Source organism: Companilactobacillus allii, assembly GCF_001971585.1.
Classification (GTDB): Bacteria; Bacillota; Bacilli; order Lactobacillales; family Lactobacillaceae; genus Companilactobacillus; species Companilactobacillus allii.
In genome coordinates this window covers 1647267-1667615 of sequence record NZ_CP019323.1, presented here as the reverse complement: position 1 = coordinate 1667615, position 20349 = coordinate 1647267, and the positions used below count along the sequence as shown (strand labels likewise).

The 20349-nt window shown below is 33.7% G+C and carries 26 protein-coding genes and 1 tRNA gene; 2 read left to right on the top strand and 25 right to left on the bottom strand.

Annotated elements, in window-relative coordinates; translation table 11 throughout:
- Nucleotide 1: 1 nt before the first annotated feature.
- The 3 genes from BTM29_RS08115 to BTM29_RS08105 form a co-directional block, all read right to left on the bottom strand.
- Nucleotides 2-1162 carry a metallophosphoesterase family protein gene (locus tag BTM29_RS08115; RefSeq protein WP_076615913.1) on the bottom strand — a complete coding sequence of 387 codons (1161 nt, stop codon included), beginning with the start codon at nt 1160-1162 and terminating at the stop codon, nt 2-4.
- A gap of 80 nt (nt 1163-1242) precedes the next feature.
- Nucleotides 1243-1584: a YlbF family regulator gene (locus BTM29_RS08110; protein ID WP_076615910.1), complete on the bottom strand. Its 342-nt coding sequence runs from the start codon at nt 1582-1584 to the stop codon at nt 1243-1245.
- 9 nt (nt 1585-1593) lie between these two features.
- On the bottom strand, nt 1594-3675 hold the full coding sequence (locus tag BTM29_RS08105) for a PBP1A family penicillin-binding protein (RefSeq protein WP_076615907.1): 2082 nt from the start codon (nt 3673-3675) through the stop codon (nt 1594-1596).
- An 88-nt stretch (nt 3676-3763) separates the two neighbouring features.
- Here BTM29_RS08105 and BTM29_RS08100 point away from each other — a divergent pair, with 88 nt between their 5' ends.
- On the top strand, nt 3764-4654 hold the full coding sequence (locus tag BTM29_RS08100; protein WP_076615904.1) for an RluA family pseudouridine synthase: 891 nt from the start codon (nt 3764-3766) through the stop codon (nt 4652-4654).
- Nucleotides 4655-4817: 163 nt separating this feature from the next.
- Here the strand turns inward: BTM29_RS08100 and BTM29_RS08095 are convergent, their stop codons facing one another.
- The 7 genes from BTM29_RS08095 to BTM29_RS08065 all read right to left on the bottom strand — a co-directional run bounded on the left by BTM29_RS08095 (nt 4818) and on the right by BTM29_RS08065 (nt 12263).
- Nucleotides 4818-5705 carry a prenyltransferase gene (locus tag BTM29_RS08095; protein ID WP_125673038.1) on the bottom strand — a complete coding sequence of 296 codons (888 nt, stop codon included), beginning with the start codon at nt 5703-5705 and terminating at the stop codon, nt 4818-4820.
- Nucleotides 5706-5749: 44 nt separating this feature from the next.
- Nucleotides 5750-7444: an arginine--tRNA ligase gene (gene argS / locus BTM29_RS08090; RefSeq protein ID WP_076615898.1), complete on the bottom strand. Its 1695-nt coding sequence runs from the start codon at nt 7442-7444 to the stop codon at nt 5750-5752.
- Nucleotides 7445-7698: 254 nt separating this feature from the next.
- Nucleotides 7699-8640, bottom strand: a complete 942-nt coding sequence (arcC, locus tag BTM29_RS08085) for a carbamate kinase (RefSeq protein WP_076615895.1) — start codon at nt 8638-8640, stop codon at nt 7699-7701.
- Between the two features lie 22 nt (nt 8641-8662).
- Nucleotides 8663-9700: an ornithine carbamoyltransferase gene (gene argF, locus BTM29_RS08080; RefSeq protein ID WP_076615892.1), complete on the bottom strand. Its 1038-nt coding sequence runs from the start codon at nt 9698-9700 to the stop codon at nt 8663-8665.
- A gap of 27 nt (nt 9701-9727) precedes the next feature.
- Nucleotides 9728-10957: an arginine deiminase gene (gene arcA / locus BTM29_RS08075; protein ID WP_076615889.1), complete on the bottom strand. Its 1230-nt coding sequence runs from the start codon at nt 10955-10957 to the stop codon at nt 9728-9730.
- A 388-nt stretch (nt 10958-11345) separates the two neighbouring features.
- Nucleotides 11346-11546, bottom strand: coding sequence for a cold-shock protein (locus BTM29_RS08070; protein ID WP_025024889.1), 201 nt, complete (start codon nt 11544-11546; stop codon nt 11346-11348).
- Between the two features lie 243 nt (nt 11547-11789).
- Nucleotides 11790-12263: a hypothetical protein gene (locus tag BTM29_RS08065; protein ID WP_076615886.1), complete on the bottom strand. Its 474-nt coding sequence runs from the start codon at nt 12261-12263 to the stop codon at nt 11790-11792.
- Between the two features lie 166 nt (nt 12264-12429).
- Between BTM29_RS08065 and BTM29_RS08060 the strand changes: the two genes are divergently transcribed.
- Nucleotides 12430-12500 (top strand) — tRNA-Gly (locus tag BTM29_RS08060).
- A gap of 391 nt (nt 12501-12891) precedes the next feature.
- Here BTM29_RS08060 and BTM29_RS08055 read toward each other — a convergent pair.
- From BTM29_RS08055 to BTM29_RS07990, 15 genes are all read right to left on the bottom strand, one after another.
- Nucleotides 12892-13110, bottom strand: a complete 219-nt coding sequence (locus BTM29_RS08055; protein WP_192844188.1) for a hypothetical protein — start codon at nt 13108-13110, stop codon at nt 12892-12894.
- 95 nt (nt 13111-13205) lie between these two features.
- Nucleotides 13206-13385 carry a hypothetical protein gene (locus BTM29_RS08050; RefSeq protein WP_076615882.1) on the bottom strand — a complete coding sequence of 60 codons (180 nt, stop codon included), beginning with the start codon at nt 13383-13385 and terminating at the stop codon, nt 13206-13208.
- A gap of 11 nt (nt 13386-13396) precedes the next feature.
- Nucleotides 13397-13771 (bottom strand): hypothetical protein, encoded by a 375-nt coding sequence (locus BTM29_RS08045; protein ID WP_076615880.1) that lies wholly within the window; start codon nt 13769-13771, stop codon nt 13397-13399.
- Nucleotides 13772-13909: 138 nt separating this feature from the next.
- Nucleotides 13910-14038 carry a hypothetical protein gene (locus BTM29_RS13080; RefSeq protein WP_257787685.1) on the bottom strand — a complete coding sequence of 43 codons (129 nt, stop codon included), beginning with the start codon at nt 14036-14038 and terminating at the stop codon, nt 13910-13912.
- A gap of 1 nt (nt 14039) precedes the next feature.
- Nucleotides 14040-14741, bottom strand: a complete 702-nt coding sequence (locus BTM29_RS08040; RefSeq protein ID WP_076615877.1) for a Fic family protein — start codon at nt 14739-14741, stop codon at nt 14040-14042.
- Between the two features lie 62 nt (nt 14742-14803).
- Nucleotides 14804-15064, bottom strand: a complete 261-nt coding sequence (locus BTM29_RS08035) for a hypothetical protein (protein WP_076615874.1) — start codon at nt 15062-15064, stop codon at nt 14804-14806.
- Nucleotides 15065-15166: 102 nt separating this feature from the next.
- Complete coding sequence (locus tag BTM29_RS08030; protein ID WP_076615871.1) at nt 15167-16207, bottom strand: GH25 family lysozyme; 1041 nt, start codon at nt 16205-16207, stop codon at nt 15167-15169.
- Nucleotides 16207-16419, bottom strand: coding sequence for a phage holin (locus BTM29_RS08025; protein ID WP_076615868.1), 213 nt, complete (start codon nt 16417-16419; stop codon nt 16207-16209). Before BTM29_RS08025 ends, BTM29_RS08030 begins: the two co-directional genes overlap by 1 nt.
- Nucleotides 16416-16718 (bottom strand): hypothetical protein, encoded by a 303-nt coding sequence (locus BTM29_RS08020; protein ID WP_076615865.1) that lies wholly within the window; start codon nt 16716-16718, stop codon nt 16416-16418. The genes BTM29_RS08025 and BTM29_RS08020 overlap by 4 nt, the downstream gene beginning before the upstream one ends.
- A gap of 50 nt (nt 16719-16768) precedes the next feature.
- Complete coding sequence (locus tag BTM29_RS08015; protein WP_083685959.1) at nt 16769-16909, bottom strand: XkdX family protein; 141 nt, start codon at nt 16907-16909, stop codon at nt 16769-16771.
- 65 nt (nt 16910-16974) lie between these two features.
- Nucleotides 16975-17256 carry a flagellar hook assembly protein FlgD gene (locus tag BTM29_RS08010; protein WP_076615862.1) on the bottom strand — a complete coding sequence of 94 codons (282 nt, stop codon included), beginning with the start codon at nt 17254-17256 and terminating at the stop codon, nt 16975-16977.
- A 25-nt stretch (nt 17257-17281) separates the two neighbouring features.
- Complete coding sequence (locus BTM29_RS08005) at nt 17282-17761, bottom strand: hypothetical protein (RefSeq protein WP_076615859.1); 480 nt, start codon at nt 17759-17761, stop codon at nt 17282-17284.
- A 12-nt stretch (nt 17762-17773) separates the two neighbouring features.
- Nucleotides 17774-18991: a hypothetical protein gene (locus tag BTM29_RS08000; RefSeq protein ID WP_076615856.1), complete on the bottom strand. Its 1218-nt coding sequence runs from the start codon at nt 18989-18991 to the stop codon at nt 17774-17776.
- Nucleotides 18991-19770: a BppU family phage baseplate upper protein gene (locus BTM29_RS07995; RefSeq protein WP_076615853.1), complete on the bottom strand. Its 780-nt coding sequence runs from the start codon at nt 19768-19770 to the stop codon at nt 18991-18993. The genes BTM29_RS08000 and BTM29_RS07995 overlap by 1 nt, the downstream gene beginning before the upstream one ends.
- 15 nt (nt 19771-19785) lie before the next feature.
- The gene (locus BTM29_RS07990; protein WP_076615851.1) at nt 19786-20346 is read right to left on the bottom strand and encodes a hypothetical protein; all 561 of its coding nucleotides are present in this window, start codon (nt 20344-20346) and stop codon (nt 19786-19788) included.
- Between the last annotated feature and the right edge of the window lie 3 nt (nt 20347-20349).

Here is a 20349-nt window from a genome sequence, read left to right as displayed (position 1 = left end):
ATTAGTCTCCAATATATTTTTTATTAATATTATTTTTTGTCATTTCTTTAATATGGTCTAAAAAGCCAGGATCGTTTATATGATCACGAATAATGTCTTCACTATAAAGCTTATTATCCATATCCTTAATATCGTCTAAATCAAAAATATCGCTTGCACTATCATCCCAGTATTTCTGATCAATTTTAGTATGTTCCTGATTACGACTAAACTTCAAATATATTTTATACAATATTGCTGAATTACTAGTCTTTGCAAATTGGTTCAAAACATCACCACGGTCAATAGACTTAATTACTTCTTCATTCAGACGTTGCGCATTTGTAATGTTCAAGGTCAGCAGACTATTTTCTGACAACAAATCAGATATCTTGTCAGTCAGATCATTTAGCGTACTATTCTCTGAAGCATTAATCTCTGCATTTTTCCATATATATACTGAACTAGGCACAAATGTTAATTTGGAAACATTTCCCTCAACATTTATTAAATAGAAGCCTTTTTCACCCAGTTCATTTTGATTACGACCTTGCGTGTCCCCTGGATAAACCACATAAGGATCTCTATTAAGAATCTCACGCTTATGAATATGTCCCAAGGCCCAATAGTTATATCCTTTAGTTAATAACTCATTTACCGTAAAGGGAGCATAATTATTGTCACCAATTCCAGCATGCAAAATTCCAATTTGGTAATCAAATGTACTACGTGTTGGATAATTACTAACCATATCATCAGTAACATGGTTGCGATAATAACTAAATCCAGTTATTCCCACACTTAATCCATCCTTAGTGATCAATTTTTCAGTAGTTATTTCATCGCTAAATACAGTTACATTGTTTGGAAAGTCTATCACTGAAAAGGCATTCCTATAATAATCATGATTACCATATATCATATATACTTTAATATTATATTTATTTAGCTCATCAAACTTATTTTTCAGATACATCTGTGCGTTTAAACTACGCTCAGTATTATCAAATACATCCCCAGCCAAAATAATAAAATCAACCTGCTCTTTAATTGCAGTTTCAAAAACCTTATCAGCAGCAGTATAAGTGGATTTTTTTAATTGACTCTGTAGTTTTTCTGAAAAGTTATTAATACTAATAAAAGGTGTATCTAAATGTAGGTCGGCGGCATGTATGAATTTCATAATTATCTCCTTTACAAGTTCTTTACAAGAAAAAAGCTGGGACCAATTACGCGTCTCAGCTTCTTTTTAATACCTATATTCTATTTATCTTGATAGATTTCTGCGATTGGTTTAGAAATGATTTTGTTCAATTCTTCCATCATAGAATTCATTTTTTGTTCTTTGTCCATCAAGTTTTTGATTTCGCTATAGTTTTGAAGTTGATCTGTCAATTGACGCATTGATTCGATATCGTCATCAGTAATTTCTTGACTTTGCATTTGTTTTTGTTGAAGTTCAAATTGTTTATTTTGAACCTTGTCAAAAAGTTTGTAAGCCAATTCATTAGCTTTAACAGCTTCAAACGCAAGTTTGAGATCTGCCACCTCTTGAGTATTTCTCAAATCTTGTTCCAATTGATTGGCGCCATCATAAATATTCATACAGTCCTCCTATTGACCAAAAAAGTTCTTAACATCATTATACCATTCCGAGGCTTTGTCTTTAACGTTATTTACTCCATCTTGGAAAGATTTAACGATGTCATTGTTATCATCATTATTATCGCTATCACTATCTTCACTGGCAATGGTTGCAGCATCTTTCACTCCAAAACTAGTTTGGTCTGTATATGGCAAAACATTTGTCATTTCAGACTTAAACAACGAAGCTACTCCAGTCTCACTGACTCCGTATAAGAAGTGATCTTTATCAGTTTGATCAAACCCGATCCAACTGGCCACGACAATATCTGGTGTATAGCCTATCATCCATTGATCCTTGGTCCCTGCATAACCATATGAACTAGGTACTTCGGTACTACCTGTTTTACCAGCAATCTTATAACCAGTCGGCTTGGCAGTTTTACCAGTACCTTCGTTATAGACACCAAGCATCATACTTGTCATCTCTTTAGCAGTATCCTTACTAATAATTTGTTTAGTTGAATTGTCTGTATTATCAACAATAACTGTCCCTGTTGAATCAACAATCTTTCTTATGAAGTGAGTTTCGGACAATTTACCTTCGTTAGCAAAGGCTGTATAGGCTCTTGCCATCTGCAATGGTGAGACACCTGTTTCCAATCCACCCAGAGCTAATGCTAAATTCTGATCATTCTTGTGGACCTTAATTCCAAAGTTTTCGACTGACGAAACACCCTTTTTAACGCCGATCTTATCCAATAATGCGACCGCTGGTACATTCTCACTTTGTGCCAAGGCCTTATACATCGGAATCTCATCTTGATATAATCCATCAGCATTAGTTGGTGTATATTTATTTTTACCAAAACTTGTAACTTGATCTGGTAGTTGTGAATCATAACTATAACCATTTTCAATAGCCGGAGTATAAACGGCCAATGGCTTAATAGTTGATCCTGGTTGACGCTTCATTTGGGTCGCACGATTGAAACCTCTAAACGTGTGATCACCACGTCCACCGACAACTCCCAACACTCCACCATTTGTTGGATTAACTGCAACTGAGGCACCTTGAACCTTGGTACCATCCGTTGCATTAGCTGGGAATAGATAACTGTTATCAAATGAATTCTCCATGGATTTTTGAATACTTTGATCCAATGTCGTATAGATTTTATATCCCTTATTCAAAATATCATCTTCACTAATGCCATATTTATCAACTGCTTCAGCGATTACTGCATCAAAGAAATAAGGATATTTATATGAATTACTATTATTATAGTTATCATTCAAAGTTATTGGCTGATTTTTATAATAAGTGGCTTGAGATGAAGTAAGCTTATTGTTTTCAACCATCAAATCAAGAACCAAGTTTCGACGAGATTTGGAATTTGTCATATTATCTATTGGATTATACATCGTTGAACCTTTTAATGTACCTGCCAAAACAGCCGCTTCACCAGCATTTAATTCACTGGCACTTTTACCAAAGTATTTTTCGGAGGCATCTTGTACTCCCCACACACCATTACCAAAATAGGCGTTATTAAGATACATGGCCAAAATATTCTTCTTAGAATACACACGATTGATCTCAATTGACAAAAATAATTCCTCACCCTTACGAGAAAGAGTTTGCTTTTGAGTCAACAATGAATTTTTAGCCAATTGTTGTGTTAAAGTACTACCACCTCCGGTAATACGATGATAAATTAAAATACCCAAAATAGCTCTAGCGTATCCTTTAATACTAAATCCAGGATTAGTCCAAAATGTTCTATCCTCAGTAGAAATAACTGCATTTTGAATATTCTTAGAAATCTTATCTAAACTCACATACGTTCCCTTGCTAGCATATAACTCACCAGCATCATCATTATCCTTATCGTAGACTGTTGTCTTAGTCTGTAATGATGATTTCAAATCTTCAACGTTAGCTGTCTTGGCGTCATACGTCCAAATCACACTCAAAACTAGTACTAGCGTTAGGAATAGTAAAATTAACCAACGAGTTAATTGGAATCTTCTCCAATACTTCCTTACAAAATGCCATACAATTTGTAATTTTGGTTTTAACCAACCCCAAAAACCATTATTATTATTCATTGTTAATACCTCTGCTATAAGAACAAATTTTATCACATTATGATGGTGTTTTTAAAATACTAAAAATCTTTTAAGGAGAATTCAATCAATGTATAGCCGGAAAATCAAGTATCATGGCAATAATGGAATCGATATTAATATTCGAGAATTATTGCAAAAGTGGTTAATTCCCAAAAAATGGCAACATTTTTTTCGTATTCAAAGAGACATTTATATAAACGGAAAATATCTACCATTTAATACTATAATTAAAAACGATGACATAATCACTCTGAATTTTGACTTTCCGCCACGATCCAAAAATCAGACATATCTACCTGGTAAAAACAAAATAAATATCTGTTACGAAGATTCTGATGTAATTATCGTTAATAAAAAAGCTGGTATAAAAACACATCCCAATTTACCAACTGAAAATAATTCGTTAATGAACGATGTGGAATCATATTTAGCTCCACAGAGTCATCCATTCATGGTTCATAGAATAGATATGAACACCAGTGGGTTGGTCCTAATATCCAAAACACCTTACCTTGTCCCTATTTTTGACCGTCAACTTAGTTCAAAAACTCTTCGCCGAGAGTATCTGGCAATTGTAAAATTGAATGCACCAATAAATGATTCTGGAACTATAGACTTGCCAATCGGCTTAGATCCAAATGATAAAAGAAAACGTATAGTAAGTAAAGATGGTCAAGACGCCATCACCAAATATAAAGTCATAAAACAAAACAATAATTATGCCTTATTGCGACTGAATCTTCTAACTGGTAGAACACATCAATTAAGAGTTCACTTATCTGCTAATAATTGGCCAATAGTTAACGATAACCTATATAATCCTGAGGGAAAACATGGTAATCTATTATTGTTCGCTTATAAACTTATTTTTGTAAAGCCGTTTTCTGAAGATATACAAACTACAGAAGCAGACATACCCGATTTTTTTGTCAGCTTTATTCAAAATAATTTTACGTAAGCAATATTTACAAGAAGTTTTAGGAGTGATTCTTTACTTTTATTATTTTTCTGAAAATAAAAAAGAAGCCAGCCAATTCCCGACAAATTAGCTGACTTCTTTTTTTGTTCAGAAAGAAGTTTTAGGAGTGATTCTTTAGGGCTATCTTTCTGATTACCATAACCTACAAATATGACCTTAAGATATTTTCAATAGCCCCGACAGCAATTAAAAATATATATACAGTCACTAGTAATGTTACGGCTTTAATTACCAAAGGATAAGTTTGCGTTTTAACTTGTTCCTTTAAAAATGGTTGGAACTTATCCCAAATAAAGGGATAAAGTAGTATCGCTAACAGCGTAATGTAAGGTACTACTTGTAACAAAGCTAAGATAGGAATTAACAGGAAGGTCAAGGCCCAACTAGCTTTAAATAAACTTAATGCATTGGTTTTACCTATACGATATACCAACGTATGACGACCATTTTTTACATCAGATTCCAAATCACAGATGTTATTACATAACTGTGCGGCAAATATTGCAAATGTATTTGGTAAACAAATAATTACGATATCAATTACCGAACTAGAATCAAATTTTCCAATCCCGATTAGTCCCAAATAAGAATAGATCAACGGAACGAAAATGGAAATGGCAATAGCCACCACTATCTCTCCAAACATTGTTGAATTAAGTGGCTTGGGACCTCCAGAATACAATAAACCAATGCCAACGAGAATGACTCCAATCACTAACGTTAACCAACTCGATCTATAAACTAGAAATGCCCCTATTAATAATGGAAAAATGGTCAAACCGTACATCCATTTTTTAACTACTGCCAGTGACTCACGATTAATACCAATGGTGCTTGTTTTTTGACGATAATCAAGATCTTTGGAATTGCGATAATCCATATAATTATTATGAAAATTAATTATTAAGTGAATAAACAAGACCGCTATCAGCGCCAATACTCCATTAATAAAATTGAAGGTATTAAATTTCAAATAAGCATAGCTTACTGCAAGAATAAACCATAAAATATCGAGAACTGTAGTTTTCATTTCAGATAATTCAACAAATAGTTTTCGACTCAAGTTATACTAACCTACATTTCTTCTGGTGCTTTAACACCTAATAAGTTAAGTGATTCTTGTAAAACAATGGAAACTGCCTTAACAACAGATAATCTTGCTTTCAATCCAGTATCTTCAGCAAGGATCTTGCTATGTGCGTAATATTGATTGAAGCTCTTAGCAAGTTTCAATGAATATTTAGCAATAACTGATGGTTCATATATACGTCCGGCACGGGCAATAACTTCTGGGAACTCTTGTAACAACTTAATTGTGTCCCAAGCATTTGGATCATCAATTAATAATTCATCATTTTCAGAAAAATCAATGTTGCCAGCTTTTCTTAAAATACTCAATGCACGTGCATTAGTATATTGAACATAAGGACCAGTCTCACCCTCAAAACGAACAACTTCTTCTAGATTAAAGTCAAAACTGTCTCGTCTTTCATTCTTCAAATCATGGAAGACAACAGCTCCAACACCAACAGATTCAGCAACAGCATCTTTATTCTTCAAATTAGGGTTCTTTTCATTAATTTGTTTCTTAGCTAATTCAACAGCATCTTGAAGGACATTCTCCAATAAAATAACACGTCCCTTACGAGTTGAAAGCTTCTTACCGCCAGTTGTAATAAGACCAAATTCGATATGATGGATATCATCTGACCAATCGTATCCCATCTTCTTCAAAACAATCTTAAGCTTTTTAAAATGCTCACTTTGTTCACTACCAACAACGTATAGTGATTTAACAAAGTCAAATGTATCCTTACGATACTTAGCGGCTGCAAGATCACGAGTGATGTAAAGTGTTGCTCCATCAGTCTTCTTAATTAAAGCAGGTGACAAATCATATTCGGATAAATCAACGATTTCAGCACCACGACTCTCAACTAATAGATTCTTCTCTTCAAGAGTCTCAACGATTGCATCCATCTTATCGTTATAAAATGACTCACCAGTATAGTGGTCAAACTTAACTCCTAAACGATCATAGATACGATTGAATTCCTTTAATGATAATTCTTTGAACCATGACCATAATTTAAGTGCTTCTTCATTTCCATCTTCCATCTTTTTGAACCAAGCACGTGCTTGATCATCAAGCTCTGGCTTTTCTTCGGCTTCTTTATGGAAACGCACATAATACTTCAATAAATTATTTATAGGATCAGCTTCAACTTCTTCTTCTGAACCCCACATTTTATATCCAACGATCAACTTACCGAATTGAGTTCCCCAGTCACCCAAATGGTTGATTTTAATTGGTTGATAACCTAATTTACTTTCAATTTTAGCAATTGAATTACCAATAACAGTTGAACGTAAATGTCCCATTGACATAGGCTTTGCAATATTAGGAGATGACATATCGATGGGAACATTTCCACCCATACCCTCGTTTTGATTACCATATTTATCATTTTTACTTAAAACGTCATGTAATACTGCATTGGCAAACTCAGCCTTATCCAAGAAGAAGTTGATATATGCGCCAGTATTAACAACTTTCTCAAATCCTGTAGAATCAATTTGTCCAACTAAATCTTCCGCAATCATATTTGGTGCTTTGTGTAATGACTTTGCCAAGATAAACGTTGGGAAAGCATAATCACCTAAATCAGATGTCTTAGGTTTTTCAATTAATTTTTCAATTTGTTCTTCAGTAATTTCGTCAGGTAAAACTTTCATTAATGTACTTACTATTAACTTCTTTGAATCCATATTTTCCTCCTCCGGATGAAAAAAACGCCTCTTTCAATAAACTACTTCATTGAAAGAGACGAGATTTCCCGCGGTACCACTCTAATTGATTAATATCCACTCATTATTAAATTTATTTAATTGTAAGAAGGTTACGACTTAATCTTTGATTCGATCAGCTCTCACCAAACCCTGATCTCGCTTAAAATCTAACGATTAATTATTCCTTCTTTTGCACAAGTTATGTTAGCACATAAAATTATCAATAACAATACTTATTTGTGAATCAATGTGCCTTTATCACCAGACAGGATTTCTTTAACATCATCTAGAGCACCTATTACAGCAGCATTACCAGTATTATTTACAAAATCCATCGCTGCTTGAACTTTTGGTCGCATGCTTCCTTTTGCAAATTCGTCCTTATCCAAATGAGCTTGTATTTCCTTAGTTGAAACATCAAAAATTTCTTTTTGATTTGCTTTGCCAAAATTATAAAAAATACCACCTTTAGAAGTAAGGATTATTAATTTATCCGCATCTACTAGTTGAGCTATTTTTGATGCACTAAAGTCTTTATCAATAACGGCCTCTTTACCAATTAACCTATTCCCCTCTTTAATAACCGGAATACCACCGCCTCCAGCAACAATAGGAATTATTCCAGCATCAGTAATGGATTTGATTGTCGGATATTCAACTATTTCAACTGGCTTTGGTGATGGTACAACTCTTCTATATCCTCTTCCAGAATCTTCAATAAATTCCCACCTGGGGTGTTTATTTTTTATTTCCGAAAGCTCTTTCTTAGCATAAAAGGGACCGATCGGTTTAGATGGGCTTTTAAAGGCGGGATCATCAGCTTCTACAATCGTTTGAGTGACTACGGTAACAACTTGTCTTTTCAAACCATTTTCCTTTAAAACTGTATTCATGGCATTCTGAAGCCAATATCCAATACTACCTTGTGTCATTGCTCCACAAGAATCTAGTGGCATGGCTGGATTAGCAGTGCTGTCAGATGCCTCTTGTTGTAACAAAAGATTCCCAACTTGGGGACCATTTCCATGGGTAATAATGAGCTCATCATTATCCTTTATAAACTCGATAAGTGACTCGCATGTTTTTAGTACTGATTCTTGTTGAGCTTTCGCACTGGCATCTGTACTTAAAATTGCATTACCACCAAGTGCAACTACGATACGTTCTTTTGTCATTTTGATCCTTTTCTAATAAGTTTTAAACTTTGGGAATGAATAAATTGCCCAATGTGGCTGCCATAATAGCTTTTATCGAATGCATTCTATTTTCAGCTTCTTCAAATTGACGTGCATATTTACTTCTGAATACTTCATCAGAAACTTCCATTTCTGTCAATCCATATTTCTTATAAATATTTTGTCCATATTGTGTTGTAACATCATGAAATGCTGGTAAACAGTGCATGAAAATAACTTGTCCATCTGGCATGTCAGTCTTTTCCATCATATCCATGGTTACTTTGTAAGGTGTCAAAAGTTTAATTCTTTCATCCCACTGATCTTCTTCACCCATTGATACCCAAACGTCAGTATAAATAACGTTTGAGCCTTTCACACCTTTATCAATATCATCAGTTATCATAAGCTCACTGCCGGATTTTTCTGCATATTCCTTAGCTAATTTAACTACAGAGTCATCTGTGAACAATTCCTTTGGAGTAACTATATGAATATTAACGCCAAGCATCGCACCGGTTACCAAAAGACTGTTAGCCATGTTATTACGTCCATCACCAACAAATGTTAAGGTCTTTCCTTTAAGCGTGCCAAATGTTTCTTTCATGGTCATGAAATCAGCAATCATCTGTGTAGGATGCCATTCATCAGTCAGACCATTCCAAACTGGAACACCTGAAAATTTTGCTAAATCCTCAACGACTTTTTGACTAAATCCTCTAAACTCAATACCATCAAACATACTGCCAAGAACTCTTGCAGTATCTTCAACACTTTCCTTTTTACCTAACTGAATATCATTTGAACCTAGAAATTCTGGATGTGCACCTAGATCAATTGCAGCAGTTGTAAATGCTGAACGAGTACGTGTAGATGTTTTTTCAAATAATAAGGCGATATTCTTTCCTTCAAGATAATGATGAGGAATGCCCTTCTTTTTTAAGGCCTTTAAATGTAATCCAAAATCAACTAAATATTCTAATTCTCCTGGTGTAAAATATTTTTCAGCTAAAAGACTTCTACCTTGAAACACTGATGTTTCTTTACCTTGATAATCCAAATTAAATTCCTCCTATTATTATAAAAATTAAATATCTTCACGAACCAACGGCATACTCATACAACGTGGACCTCCACGACCACGAGATAACTCGCTTGAAATGGTTTCGATAACCTTTATCCCATGTTGTCTTAATATTTCATTTGATACGTAGTTCCTATCATAGGTTACAACGACACCTGGTGCAATCGCTAATGTGTTTGACCCGTCATTCCATTGTTCTCTAGGTGCAACAATTGGATCTCCACCACCTGTAGCAATTAGGTCTAAGTCATCAAGATCAAGGACTTTTTTTAGTGCATCCTTCAAATCATGACCATGCTCGATTACTAGTTCATCACCATTTCCCGGGTGAATCATCCAAGTATCAATTTTTCCACCTTTTCCTAAGATACCAGGATGAACTGTGAATTGATCATAATTAATCATGGTAAATACAGTATCTAAATGCATCATCGCGTGATTATGAGGAATAGAGATTGCAAGGACTGTGTCAAAGCCGCTTGTATCTTTAAACAGATTGCGTGCAATATCTTGAATTGCTGTAGCAGAGGTCCTTTGCGAAACGCCTATGGCGAGTACGTGGTTGTTTAGAACTAATTCATCGCCACCCTCAATCCTTTTTGTATGATTCCTATCTCTCCATACATGTACTCCTTTATCAGCGAAACGTGGATGTTTGGCAATGATCAATTCCATAAACATCGATTCACGCTGTCTAGCTGAATAAGTCATGTGGTTGATACTTATACCTTCACCAATGGCAGCTGCAGGATCTCTAGTGAAATATAGATTAGGCATTGGATCTAGGAAAAATGGATAGTCTGCATCCTCAGCAGCGCTAACTAAATCAGTCGGAGTAAAGTCTATTTCATTCTTACGAACACCAACCATTAGTTTCTTAACCATAGATTGTGTATCCAAGTTTATTAAATACTCCCTCAAAGCATCGTGATCACAACCTTTAGCGTAACCTGATTCAGACAACATTTTATCAAGAAATGAAGATTTCACATCACCTGATTCAATTGCTTCAGCTACCAAATCATCCAGATAAAGTACTTCTGTACCGGAATCACGCAGTATTTGTGCAAAGTTATCATGTTCTTTTTGAGCTATTGGCAAATATGGAATATCGTCGAATAATAATCGAGACATTGTATCCGGTGTTATATTCTCGACTTCTTCTGATGGACGTTTCAATAACACAACATCTAGTTTGCCAATTTCCGATGTTACATGAATTGGTTTAGTCATAAAATCACTCCTCTTTTTAAGTATTTGGTACTTGTCTTCACAATATAGTACTGTATATCCGTTTGCAAGCGTTTACATACATATTGTCAAAGTATCACAACAAAAAAGGGTGGAATTTACTTACGTACGTAAATTCCACCCTTTTATTAGTTTCTATAATCTCTACTTGTTAACCAATAATTTTATCTCGAAAAACAAATATACCTTCTAAAACACTGCCACCAATGGTTCCTATTAATGAGCCTAACTTTGTTTGAAATTTAAACATCGTATATCGCCTTCTTATTAATTATTTTCATTAAGTTTATATGGTTATAATTTATATAACAAGTTTTAAGTACAAAAAAAGAACAACCTACTGTAGAGGCTGTCCTTCAAAAAGCTTTAATTAGTTTTTTGTAACGTTTGTTGCTTGTGGTCCACGATCGCTATCTTCTACATCAAAAGTAACGTGTTGACCTTCGTCTAATGTCTTGAATCCGTCGCCTTGGATAGCTGAAAAGTGAACAAATACGTCACTACCATCTTCACGAGTAATAAAACCAAATCCCTTATCTGCATTAAACCATTTAACTGTTCCGTTTTCCATTATGAATGAAACCTCCGCGCTTCGCGCATTTAATTTTGTATTTAAAAGCAAAGTTCAAGAATATCATTCATAACGAACTTTTATACTTACACTTAACTACCAACACAATATGTATAATATACGACATTTTTACGGCATTGGCAAGGTTATTTCAAAAATAATATTAAATAATAAAAAAAAATCGAAAACTGAGAACATAATTCCCCGCTTTCGACATTTTATAACACACATGTACCTATAGTACTATTTACCGTTCTTTTGTACTTCTTTAATAGCTTTCTTGTGACTACCTTGATATAACTTCCACTTCTTACCATCTGGAGATTTAATTGTTGTTTTACCTACTTTGACAAAATTCCATTCAAAATCAGGTTCAGCAATAATTCTAAAACCATCTATCTTAAATTTCTTAGGATTTTTCTTATTCATAACTAACTTAGCTTTTTGGAAATTAGTTATAACTTTCTTTGATCCGTCTTTACTAACACGGACGAATTGAACTGTCTTATCCTTTTTACCAGTGAAGAATGTTAAATACTCATCCTTATTGTCCTTGCTTACACCGACATAGTCTTGTCCTTTAATCTCGGCCTTAGTAATTTTCTTTGCTGAATATTGTTCTGCTTGGCTCTTCTTTGAGTTTGAGCAGCCTGTTGCTACAACAGCAATACTTAACATTGAAACAAACGCTAAGATTGCAACCAATGCTTTTTTCATAATCAATCTCCTTGAGAAAACTTTTCTCGATATTTTCATACCAACAGTCTTGATTTTATGGTAACGACACTAAAAAATCAATTTATATTACAACTTTGTCACTAAATTTACAAAAATTTTATCATTTTGTAATATTCTATTGTATAATTAGTAGTTGTTAACCCATGCGAACTTAGTTTAATGGTAAAATGCCAGCTTCCCAAGCTAGTGTCGCGAGTTCGATTCTCGTAGTTCGCTTATATAAGTTTCGATACGTTTCGATAACCCCCGAAATGCTGATAAATCAACATTTTATATTTTAAAAGTTTCGATGTATCACAGATAATTATGAAAAAAGTGTGTCACGAGTGTGTCACGAAAAAAATAAAGTGGGAATGCAAATTATAATCGTTAGTCTTAATTGACTAGCGATTTTTTATTTCACAAAATGCAAATATTATTTTCTATCTAGCTCGTCACTAAAATAAGTAAAATACATTTCTAGCATTAATGACTTATCCTTTGTTGTTAAATCATTTAATTTCTGAATGACGTTGGCAATCATGAGAACGTCTGGATATGCTTCCCCCGAATTAAATGAATCCTTTTGATCTTGGATAGCTTCGGTAAACCATACTTTATCATTTTTTTAAAATAACAATGAGATTTTATTTGCATATGTATAGTAATTTCCAGTAAATCCTATCTCATCAATATTATCTAATAATTTTTCAATTTCTGTATTATCGGTAAATACTCTAATTCTTGGTTCGTTAAATTCATCCGCAATAGCATATTCATTTTTATTAAGTTTATTTTGATAAACACTTGAGCCGTCTAGTTCTTTTCTTAAAGTCCAATCGTTCATATCTAATTTTTTCATTTTAAATTCCGCCTTTGTGTTTTAGTTATATCTCTTTACAAGTTCTATTATACACGCTTATGCGTGTAATACAAGGAAAATTAAAACTCTTTTTCTCTAATTTCAATCAATTCCTTTAATTCAGTTAAATCATCTTTAGTAGCTGACTTTTTAACAAAGTTTCTTGCAATTGATCGCTTATTAATATAGTTTTTTCTTTCTTTATTATTTTCGTCCCATTTTTTATTTGCTTTTATTTTTGCATCTGACATTTTTGCCATTAAATTTCCTCCTAAATTTCATATCCATGTTCTGTTGCATAATCCCATTTTGCTTCTGAGATAAATACTTTAGCAAGTTTTTCTTTCTTTTCATCGTTAATAACAATGTAAGATTCAAAACCATAATATGCTCCTACTTTGTGACAGATTTCAACGACAGAGCTAGCAGCGTTTCCCCATAATTCAGCCCCTGAATAATCTGCACTATACATCAGTTTATTATAAATTAAATTAAATTGATCACTATTGACGTTAATAAACGAATCTTTAATTTCTTTATAGACAGCTTTGAGTGCAAAACTTAGAGCTATCATATAGTTGCCTACTTCTTCAACAATTTCTTTTGCGAATTTATGAGCTTTTTTAAAAATTTGTGATTTTGTCATTTTAGTGATCTCCTTTATCTCTTTACAAGTTCTATTATACACGCTTATGCGTGTAATACAATGTTTTTATAATTTATTTTACTAATTAGACAAATAAAAAAAGCCCACCACCTAAATTAATAGATGATGGGTTCTTTACTATTCTGTTGACAATTTTCTCAAAGCCTCAATTATACTAGGCTGACTCAAAATATTGTTCAAAGCCTCTTCTTTAGTCTTTTTTATAGTTTCATCTGTATAAATATTTGTTTCTTTTAAGTTTTTCATTTTATTTACCTCTCATAATGAAGTTTTCAGTAGATCTGTCAATATCATACTTTACATTATTCCAAATAAAAGCATAAACATCATACTCTGACATTTTTTTATTAGCAATATTCATGGAGACTTTTTTATATAAATCTGATTCTATATCAACATCTCTACTATCAAATATATAAAAGTTTAAATACAAGAAAACCATCGCTGCAAGAAGACCTGTACGTTTATTTCCATTAGAAAATGCTTGATAATACGCTGTTCTATACCAATATTTAGAGGCCTTGCTTATAATTGTTGGACAAATATCTTTCCCAAAGGAAATAGAATTTTTAACATTGTCCACCGTATATTGTAGTGTTCCAATATCAGTTACGCCATATTTGCCATAAACTCCACTTTCTTTAAAAATTTTTTGGGAATCCGAATTGAATTTAATAAAATCGTTAATATTTAAATATATCGTACTTACGCCTACTACCAAATATTGTTTAAACTTCATGCCATCTAGTTCTGCAATTATTTTACCATGACTCGCATCAACTTGCTTTGAAAAGACACTTAAAGATGCTCCTTTTGGTATACGAAATTTTTCCATTAATTGCCTGTGCATTATTCGTAACAAGTTTTTAAATTCTTCGTCACTTCTATAAGTCCAATATATTACACCTTGATAGGTACTTTTTCTATACTTTATTTTATATTCCTTCATAAAGTAAATATATCACAAAATAAGCCAACCACCTATCAATTTAGGCAGTTGGCTATATTAGTTTAAACTTCGATTATCGCTTTAATACTTTTTAAGGATTCGTTGCCACCAGCTTGATAAAGCTCAATATACAATTTTAATGCTGAAGCAGTCATTTTTGGTAATATGACCATTTTTTGTAATCCACAATATAAAACTGAAAAAACTTCTTTATTTTGATCTTGTTCATTTTTTTCAAATAAATCAAATATTGCTAACTTGTCTGTCAAAACAGAACATCTAATTAGAATATCGGTGCGCGTATCAAAGATAGTATCGTTCATTTGGTAGCCGCCTTTATGAAGTTTTTTTAGTTATACCTACTTCAGGTATATCATAAATATAACAAGTTATTAAAAATGTAACCACAAAAAATGTTGAATAAATTATTTACCGGTGAAACCTGAACCTTGTTGATATTTAACAGGAATAAATGTATTTGGAGCAACTTCATAGCACAATCCAATGTTTTTAATATCGGTCAAAATATCGGTAACTTTCCATTCAGTCCCTGACTTAAATTTCAAATTGGAATCCTTAATTGAATTACCATTTGAATCGTATGCATTAACACCGTAACCAGTGACGTAATTAATAATCAGTTTGCCTTTTAAAGTAGTGACATCTTGAGGTAAATAAATATCTGTAGCAATTTGGAAATATGCTTTTTGATTGATTACTTCTATATTATTAGATTTCCACATGCTGTCAGGCGTAATATTTGTGTCCTTGTCGGCAATACCTTGTGAGTTATACGTAGTATAGCCTTTGACGTTGCCTGACAAAGCTGTAACAACATTGACAATTGTTGATTTAACAGGCTTTTCAACTGGCTTTGAAGTTTTAACTTTGTCAAAAATACCCCAGTCAAAACTCATATCTTGTGAACCACCACCCCAGTCCGAAGTATATTGCCAGCCGATTATATTGCCTCTGGAACCGCAGTCATTCGATCCGTAACTAGCTACCCATGTTGGATGAGCATTTGCGTTCAAAATTCCATGGAACCAAGAAGCCATCGAATATTGGAATACGTTTGTATATCCTTTGCTAGTCAAATAATTAATGAATGAATCGACATATTGAGCGACTTTAGATGTATCTAACTTGCTATCTTCAACGTCTAAGCATAAAGGAGTGTCCTTATCAAATCCAAGTTCAACCACTTTGGACTCGAAGAATTTAGCTTCCTCAACCGCATCCTGATCACTAATAGCATGAAAGAAATGATAGAATCCAACGTTCATTCCCGCTTTTAATGCGTTACGAGTTTGATTTAACAGCTTTGGATTGACGTAATTTGTTCCTTTCGCACTGCCTTCAGTTGCCTTTATGAGTACGGAAGGAACACCGGCGTTAACGAATCCTTGGAAAAATGCTAAATCGTCACGTTGGTACGCTGAAACATCTGCAAAATATTTAGCCATTACTTAGCCTCCTTTGAAGTATCATAGATTAATCCTAGTGATCCGGCAATAGCTAATAGTGTGTTAACGATAGCCATAATTTGATTAACCTCGTCACTAGTAATTTCCCAGCCAAACAAATGGCCAATTTGCTGAGCTAAAACTAAAACTAATGAAACAATTGAAATCCACCAAACTCGTGAATGTGTGTCTAATGTTAATTTATTTTTCATTTTGAACTTCCTCGATTAAATAGTGTATGAACCTTTTCTTGCAACGAAACAATATCTTCATCATGCGTATGAACTTTATCATCAAGTTGTTCGAGATGGCTTCTAAACTCATCATGTTCGAACTTTGAATCATTCTTAAAATCCTTAATTTCATCCGATAAACGATTCATTGAATCTGATAACGGCTTAATTACCAGTCGATTAAATACCCATACTAAAAATGTACCAATCGCAGCAATTATTGAAATGGCACTAGCAGCATCCTCAATCGTATTAATTATTAATAAGTGTGGTGGCATAGTTCACCTTCTCTCATTTTTCTATACAACAAAAAAGACTAGCCAAACGGCTAGCCCTTTTTATTTTCTTGATATTCTTGTCCAGTAATGTATTTATAATCCTCAACTGAAATGACAATGGGAACATAATCCACAATGTCGCTTGCTTTCAAAGTTCCCCATCCAAATTCCATTTTCAATGCTTCTATCATAATAATTCCTCCTTAAAATTATTCCAACCTCCACCACTACCAGTAAGGGAGCATGCTTTTATTGGCTACTTAGCTGCGATGGTTGCGCCATCAGCTGTAGCTGTAGATGTTACGTCTGTTGGTGCTTCAGGTGCTGGTGTTAGAACTGTCCAGCCTTTTACATCAACTTTTTCTGATTCGAGGCCTGTAACTGAATCTTTGAAAGTGACTTTATAGTCGCCATCAGCAACTACTGTACCTGCTGCTAGTCCTGTAACAGCAACGCTAGCTACACCGACTTCGCTTTCGCCAATTTTGTTTCCTGCCTTGTCATAAACTACTTCGATATCTTTTGAACGATCTGCCATAATTAAAACTTCCTTTTTCTAATTTTTATTGTGCTGTAATGGTTGCTCCATCATTAGTTGCTACAGACTTAACTTCTGTTGGAGTTTCTGGAGTTGGATCAATACCCATTACTTTATCCAGTTTGATGGTTAGTTCTGCTATCCGATTAGTTAGTTCAGTGGTAACCATTCTAGAATTAGCTTTATCTTCAATATATTCTTTGGTCAAAGTTGTCAATGCCATTTGGAGTTGTGTCTTCGTCAAACTATCATTTAATTGTTGTTTAGTTAACTCGACTAGTGACTTTTTAGTTTCTTCATCTGGTGTCATGCCTGTTGAAATGTGGACCAAAGCATTATCTGATTCTCGAACTGTCCATTTATTTCTATTTGAAATAGAGAAAGAAGAGTCTGCATTGACAAGCAACCAACCTGCTACTTTTGACTGTCTGAATGCAGTGTCCTCATCGGTCAAATTAACATTATCAATCTGATTATTCTGATCAAGTTTAACAGCGATTATCATATGTACATCCTCCTAATTTTTAAATGTTGAAACCTTAGCTAGTCTTAATTCCTGGCTGACTGAACCATTTTTATCAGTTGGCTTAACGTTTACTGAGATATCAATACTAATTGATTTATCCATAATCTTGATTGAATTCTTACCAATTCCATTAACTGAAACACCACCAACTCCATCTACATATTCACTGTAATCGATTATTTTTATGCCTTTAAACACATTATTTAATGTTAAACCAACAATCAATTTATCCTTAGGAATCCTAATCGGTGAGCTTAAACCAATGTCATTCAAATTAAAATCAAAAAAAGCGCTTCTTGAGGAATACGCGCTCATATTTACAGAATAGCTGCTTTCTAAGTTCAGCTCCAATCCATCCATTGCGTTTTCATAAAAATCACTTGCTCCAGAAAGTGTAGCATCACTGTCCGTCGAACCATTAAAAAAATAAACTGAAGCTGGTAATTGAGCAACTGCAGTTTGAACTGAGAATGTTGCGATAGCATCTACTACAACCTCGTAGTTGGCACCAGTTGTATTGCCATCAGTATCATATCCGGTAACACTGTAATATGTCATTGTCCCATCGCCGTTAAACTTCAATTTAAGATGCGGTGCTAAGAAGTTTTTACTGCTCAAATTCTCACCAATTCCGTTAATTGGAATATCTAACTCATTAGTTGTAGCTAAATCAGTTGATTTAATATATACCGGATAGACTGATGTAGTAGTAAAATATCCTTCTTTAGCAACATTATTAGTATCATAATTCAATTCAATATCTGAAACTGTTCCTTTAGCACCGGCAGTCATCAATGTTTTTTGAAGATGTAACAATAATGTGGCACCATCTCCAGCCATATTAAATTTTGTACCAACATCCTTTAATAAAGTAACTGTTTTTGGCGTTTTAGGATCTTCTGCAACGCTCTCATCACGTTGATATAAAAGATAACGTTCAGTAATCTCACCATCAGCAAGCGATCCAGCATAATAATCGGCACCAGCTGATGGTTGATTTGGATAAGTGTTACCACCAGTATTACCACCAGTATTGCCACCAGTATTGTTTGATGAAGAGCCAAACCATTTTGATTCTAAAGAAATGTAATTAGTGTCTAAATCTGTTTTTGCAGTGTGAGCTACGTCTCCTTTGTCATCAATTATTTTAATTCCAACAGGCATCATGCTACTGCGTTTTCTTGCCTCATTATCAATCACGTTTACCATTAATTTGCCTCCAATTCTGATTCTATATATTGCCAATGCTTTTCAATATCAGGATCAACTTGACCAATAGTGAAATCACTATTTAAAGCTGTTTGAATAGCCTTAGTAAAATCGTTGTTCTTGATAGCCTCTTCAATAACAGACATGCGGCTGTTGTAGTCAGATAACTTTGCCAAAACAATATCATCTAAGTTCTGAATGTTGTTCATAACTAAATCTGTATATGAATTTTGAAGCTGTCCCAACTCGTATAAAGCTCTTTCACCCTCGCCCCAGTATTCCTTATGAGGAAGTTCATCAGGATAAAAATTACTGTCTTCTAAAATTCGCACATTGAAAAATAAAGTTTTAACAACATTAAAATTACTATCCCTAAATTTGAAATAGGCGTTTCGATAATCTCCTGCATGAATAGTTGCTTCTTTTGGTAATGAAAAACTGATTAAGCCTGTGGTTGGATCTTTGGAATCAAAATTATTATCAGTTGTAATCGGAATACCTGCTGAATCTGTTCCAACGAATTCTCCATGCCAGCCTGTTAGATCCAATTTATTACCGTAATTCAACATCTGAACATCAACGGTACCCAAACCACCTTCGCCTTGTTTAGCTAGAAGAATCGGCATAACCCGTTTTGTAATCTGTCGCATATAAACACTTTGAGGACTGTTCATATTGTTTTCATCAGATGAATCTAATCTATCTAAGTAAAATGCTTCTTCTTTACCAATATCAAAAATCATAATTTGAGGAATTGGTAAATCTGTCGTTACATCCATATTTTTACTTCCTTTCTAAAATACTCCTGGTTTTTTAATCCCATTAGAAGTAGGATTTTCATTTTTTAAATGATCTATTTGTGACTGCAAAATACGTACTTCGTTATCAATTTCATCTTTTTTATAATATTGATCAGAAAACTTACTTAAAAACTCCGCCGTTTTAGCAGAAATAATTGTTTCAACAAACCCTTTAAAGTCGCTTAACGTATCTTTAAGCTTTGCAAAAAAATTTCTTTGATCAGTTTCATATTCATATAATGAATTGATAGATTTTTGAATCTGATCACTATTGCTATTGAAACTGTCTTTAGAATTGCTGTCAATAACACCATTCCATTTGTCTAAATCAACATTGTGCCAATAATCAGGTAAGTCAGGAACTGGTGGGAATACCGTTTCATCAGTTACAGCTTTAAAATTATATACTTCTGAATCAGTAGTGCCATCAGAATTTTGTTTTGAAATAATTACTTTCTCACCATTATCAAAACTCAAAACTGCTGTCTTTCCATCTTTAGACTGCATACTCAAGCCTGGAAATTCTGAATCTACTACTCCGTCTGGTAGATACAATTG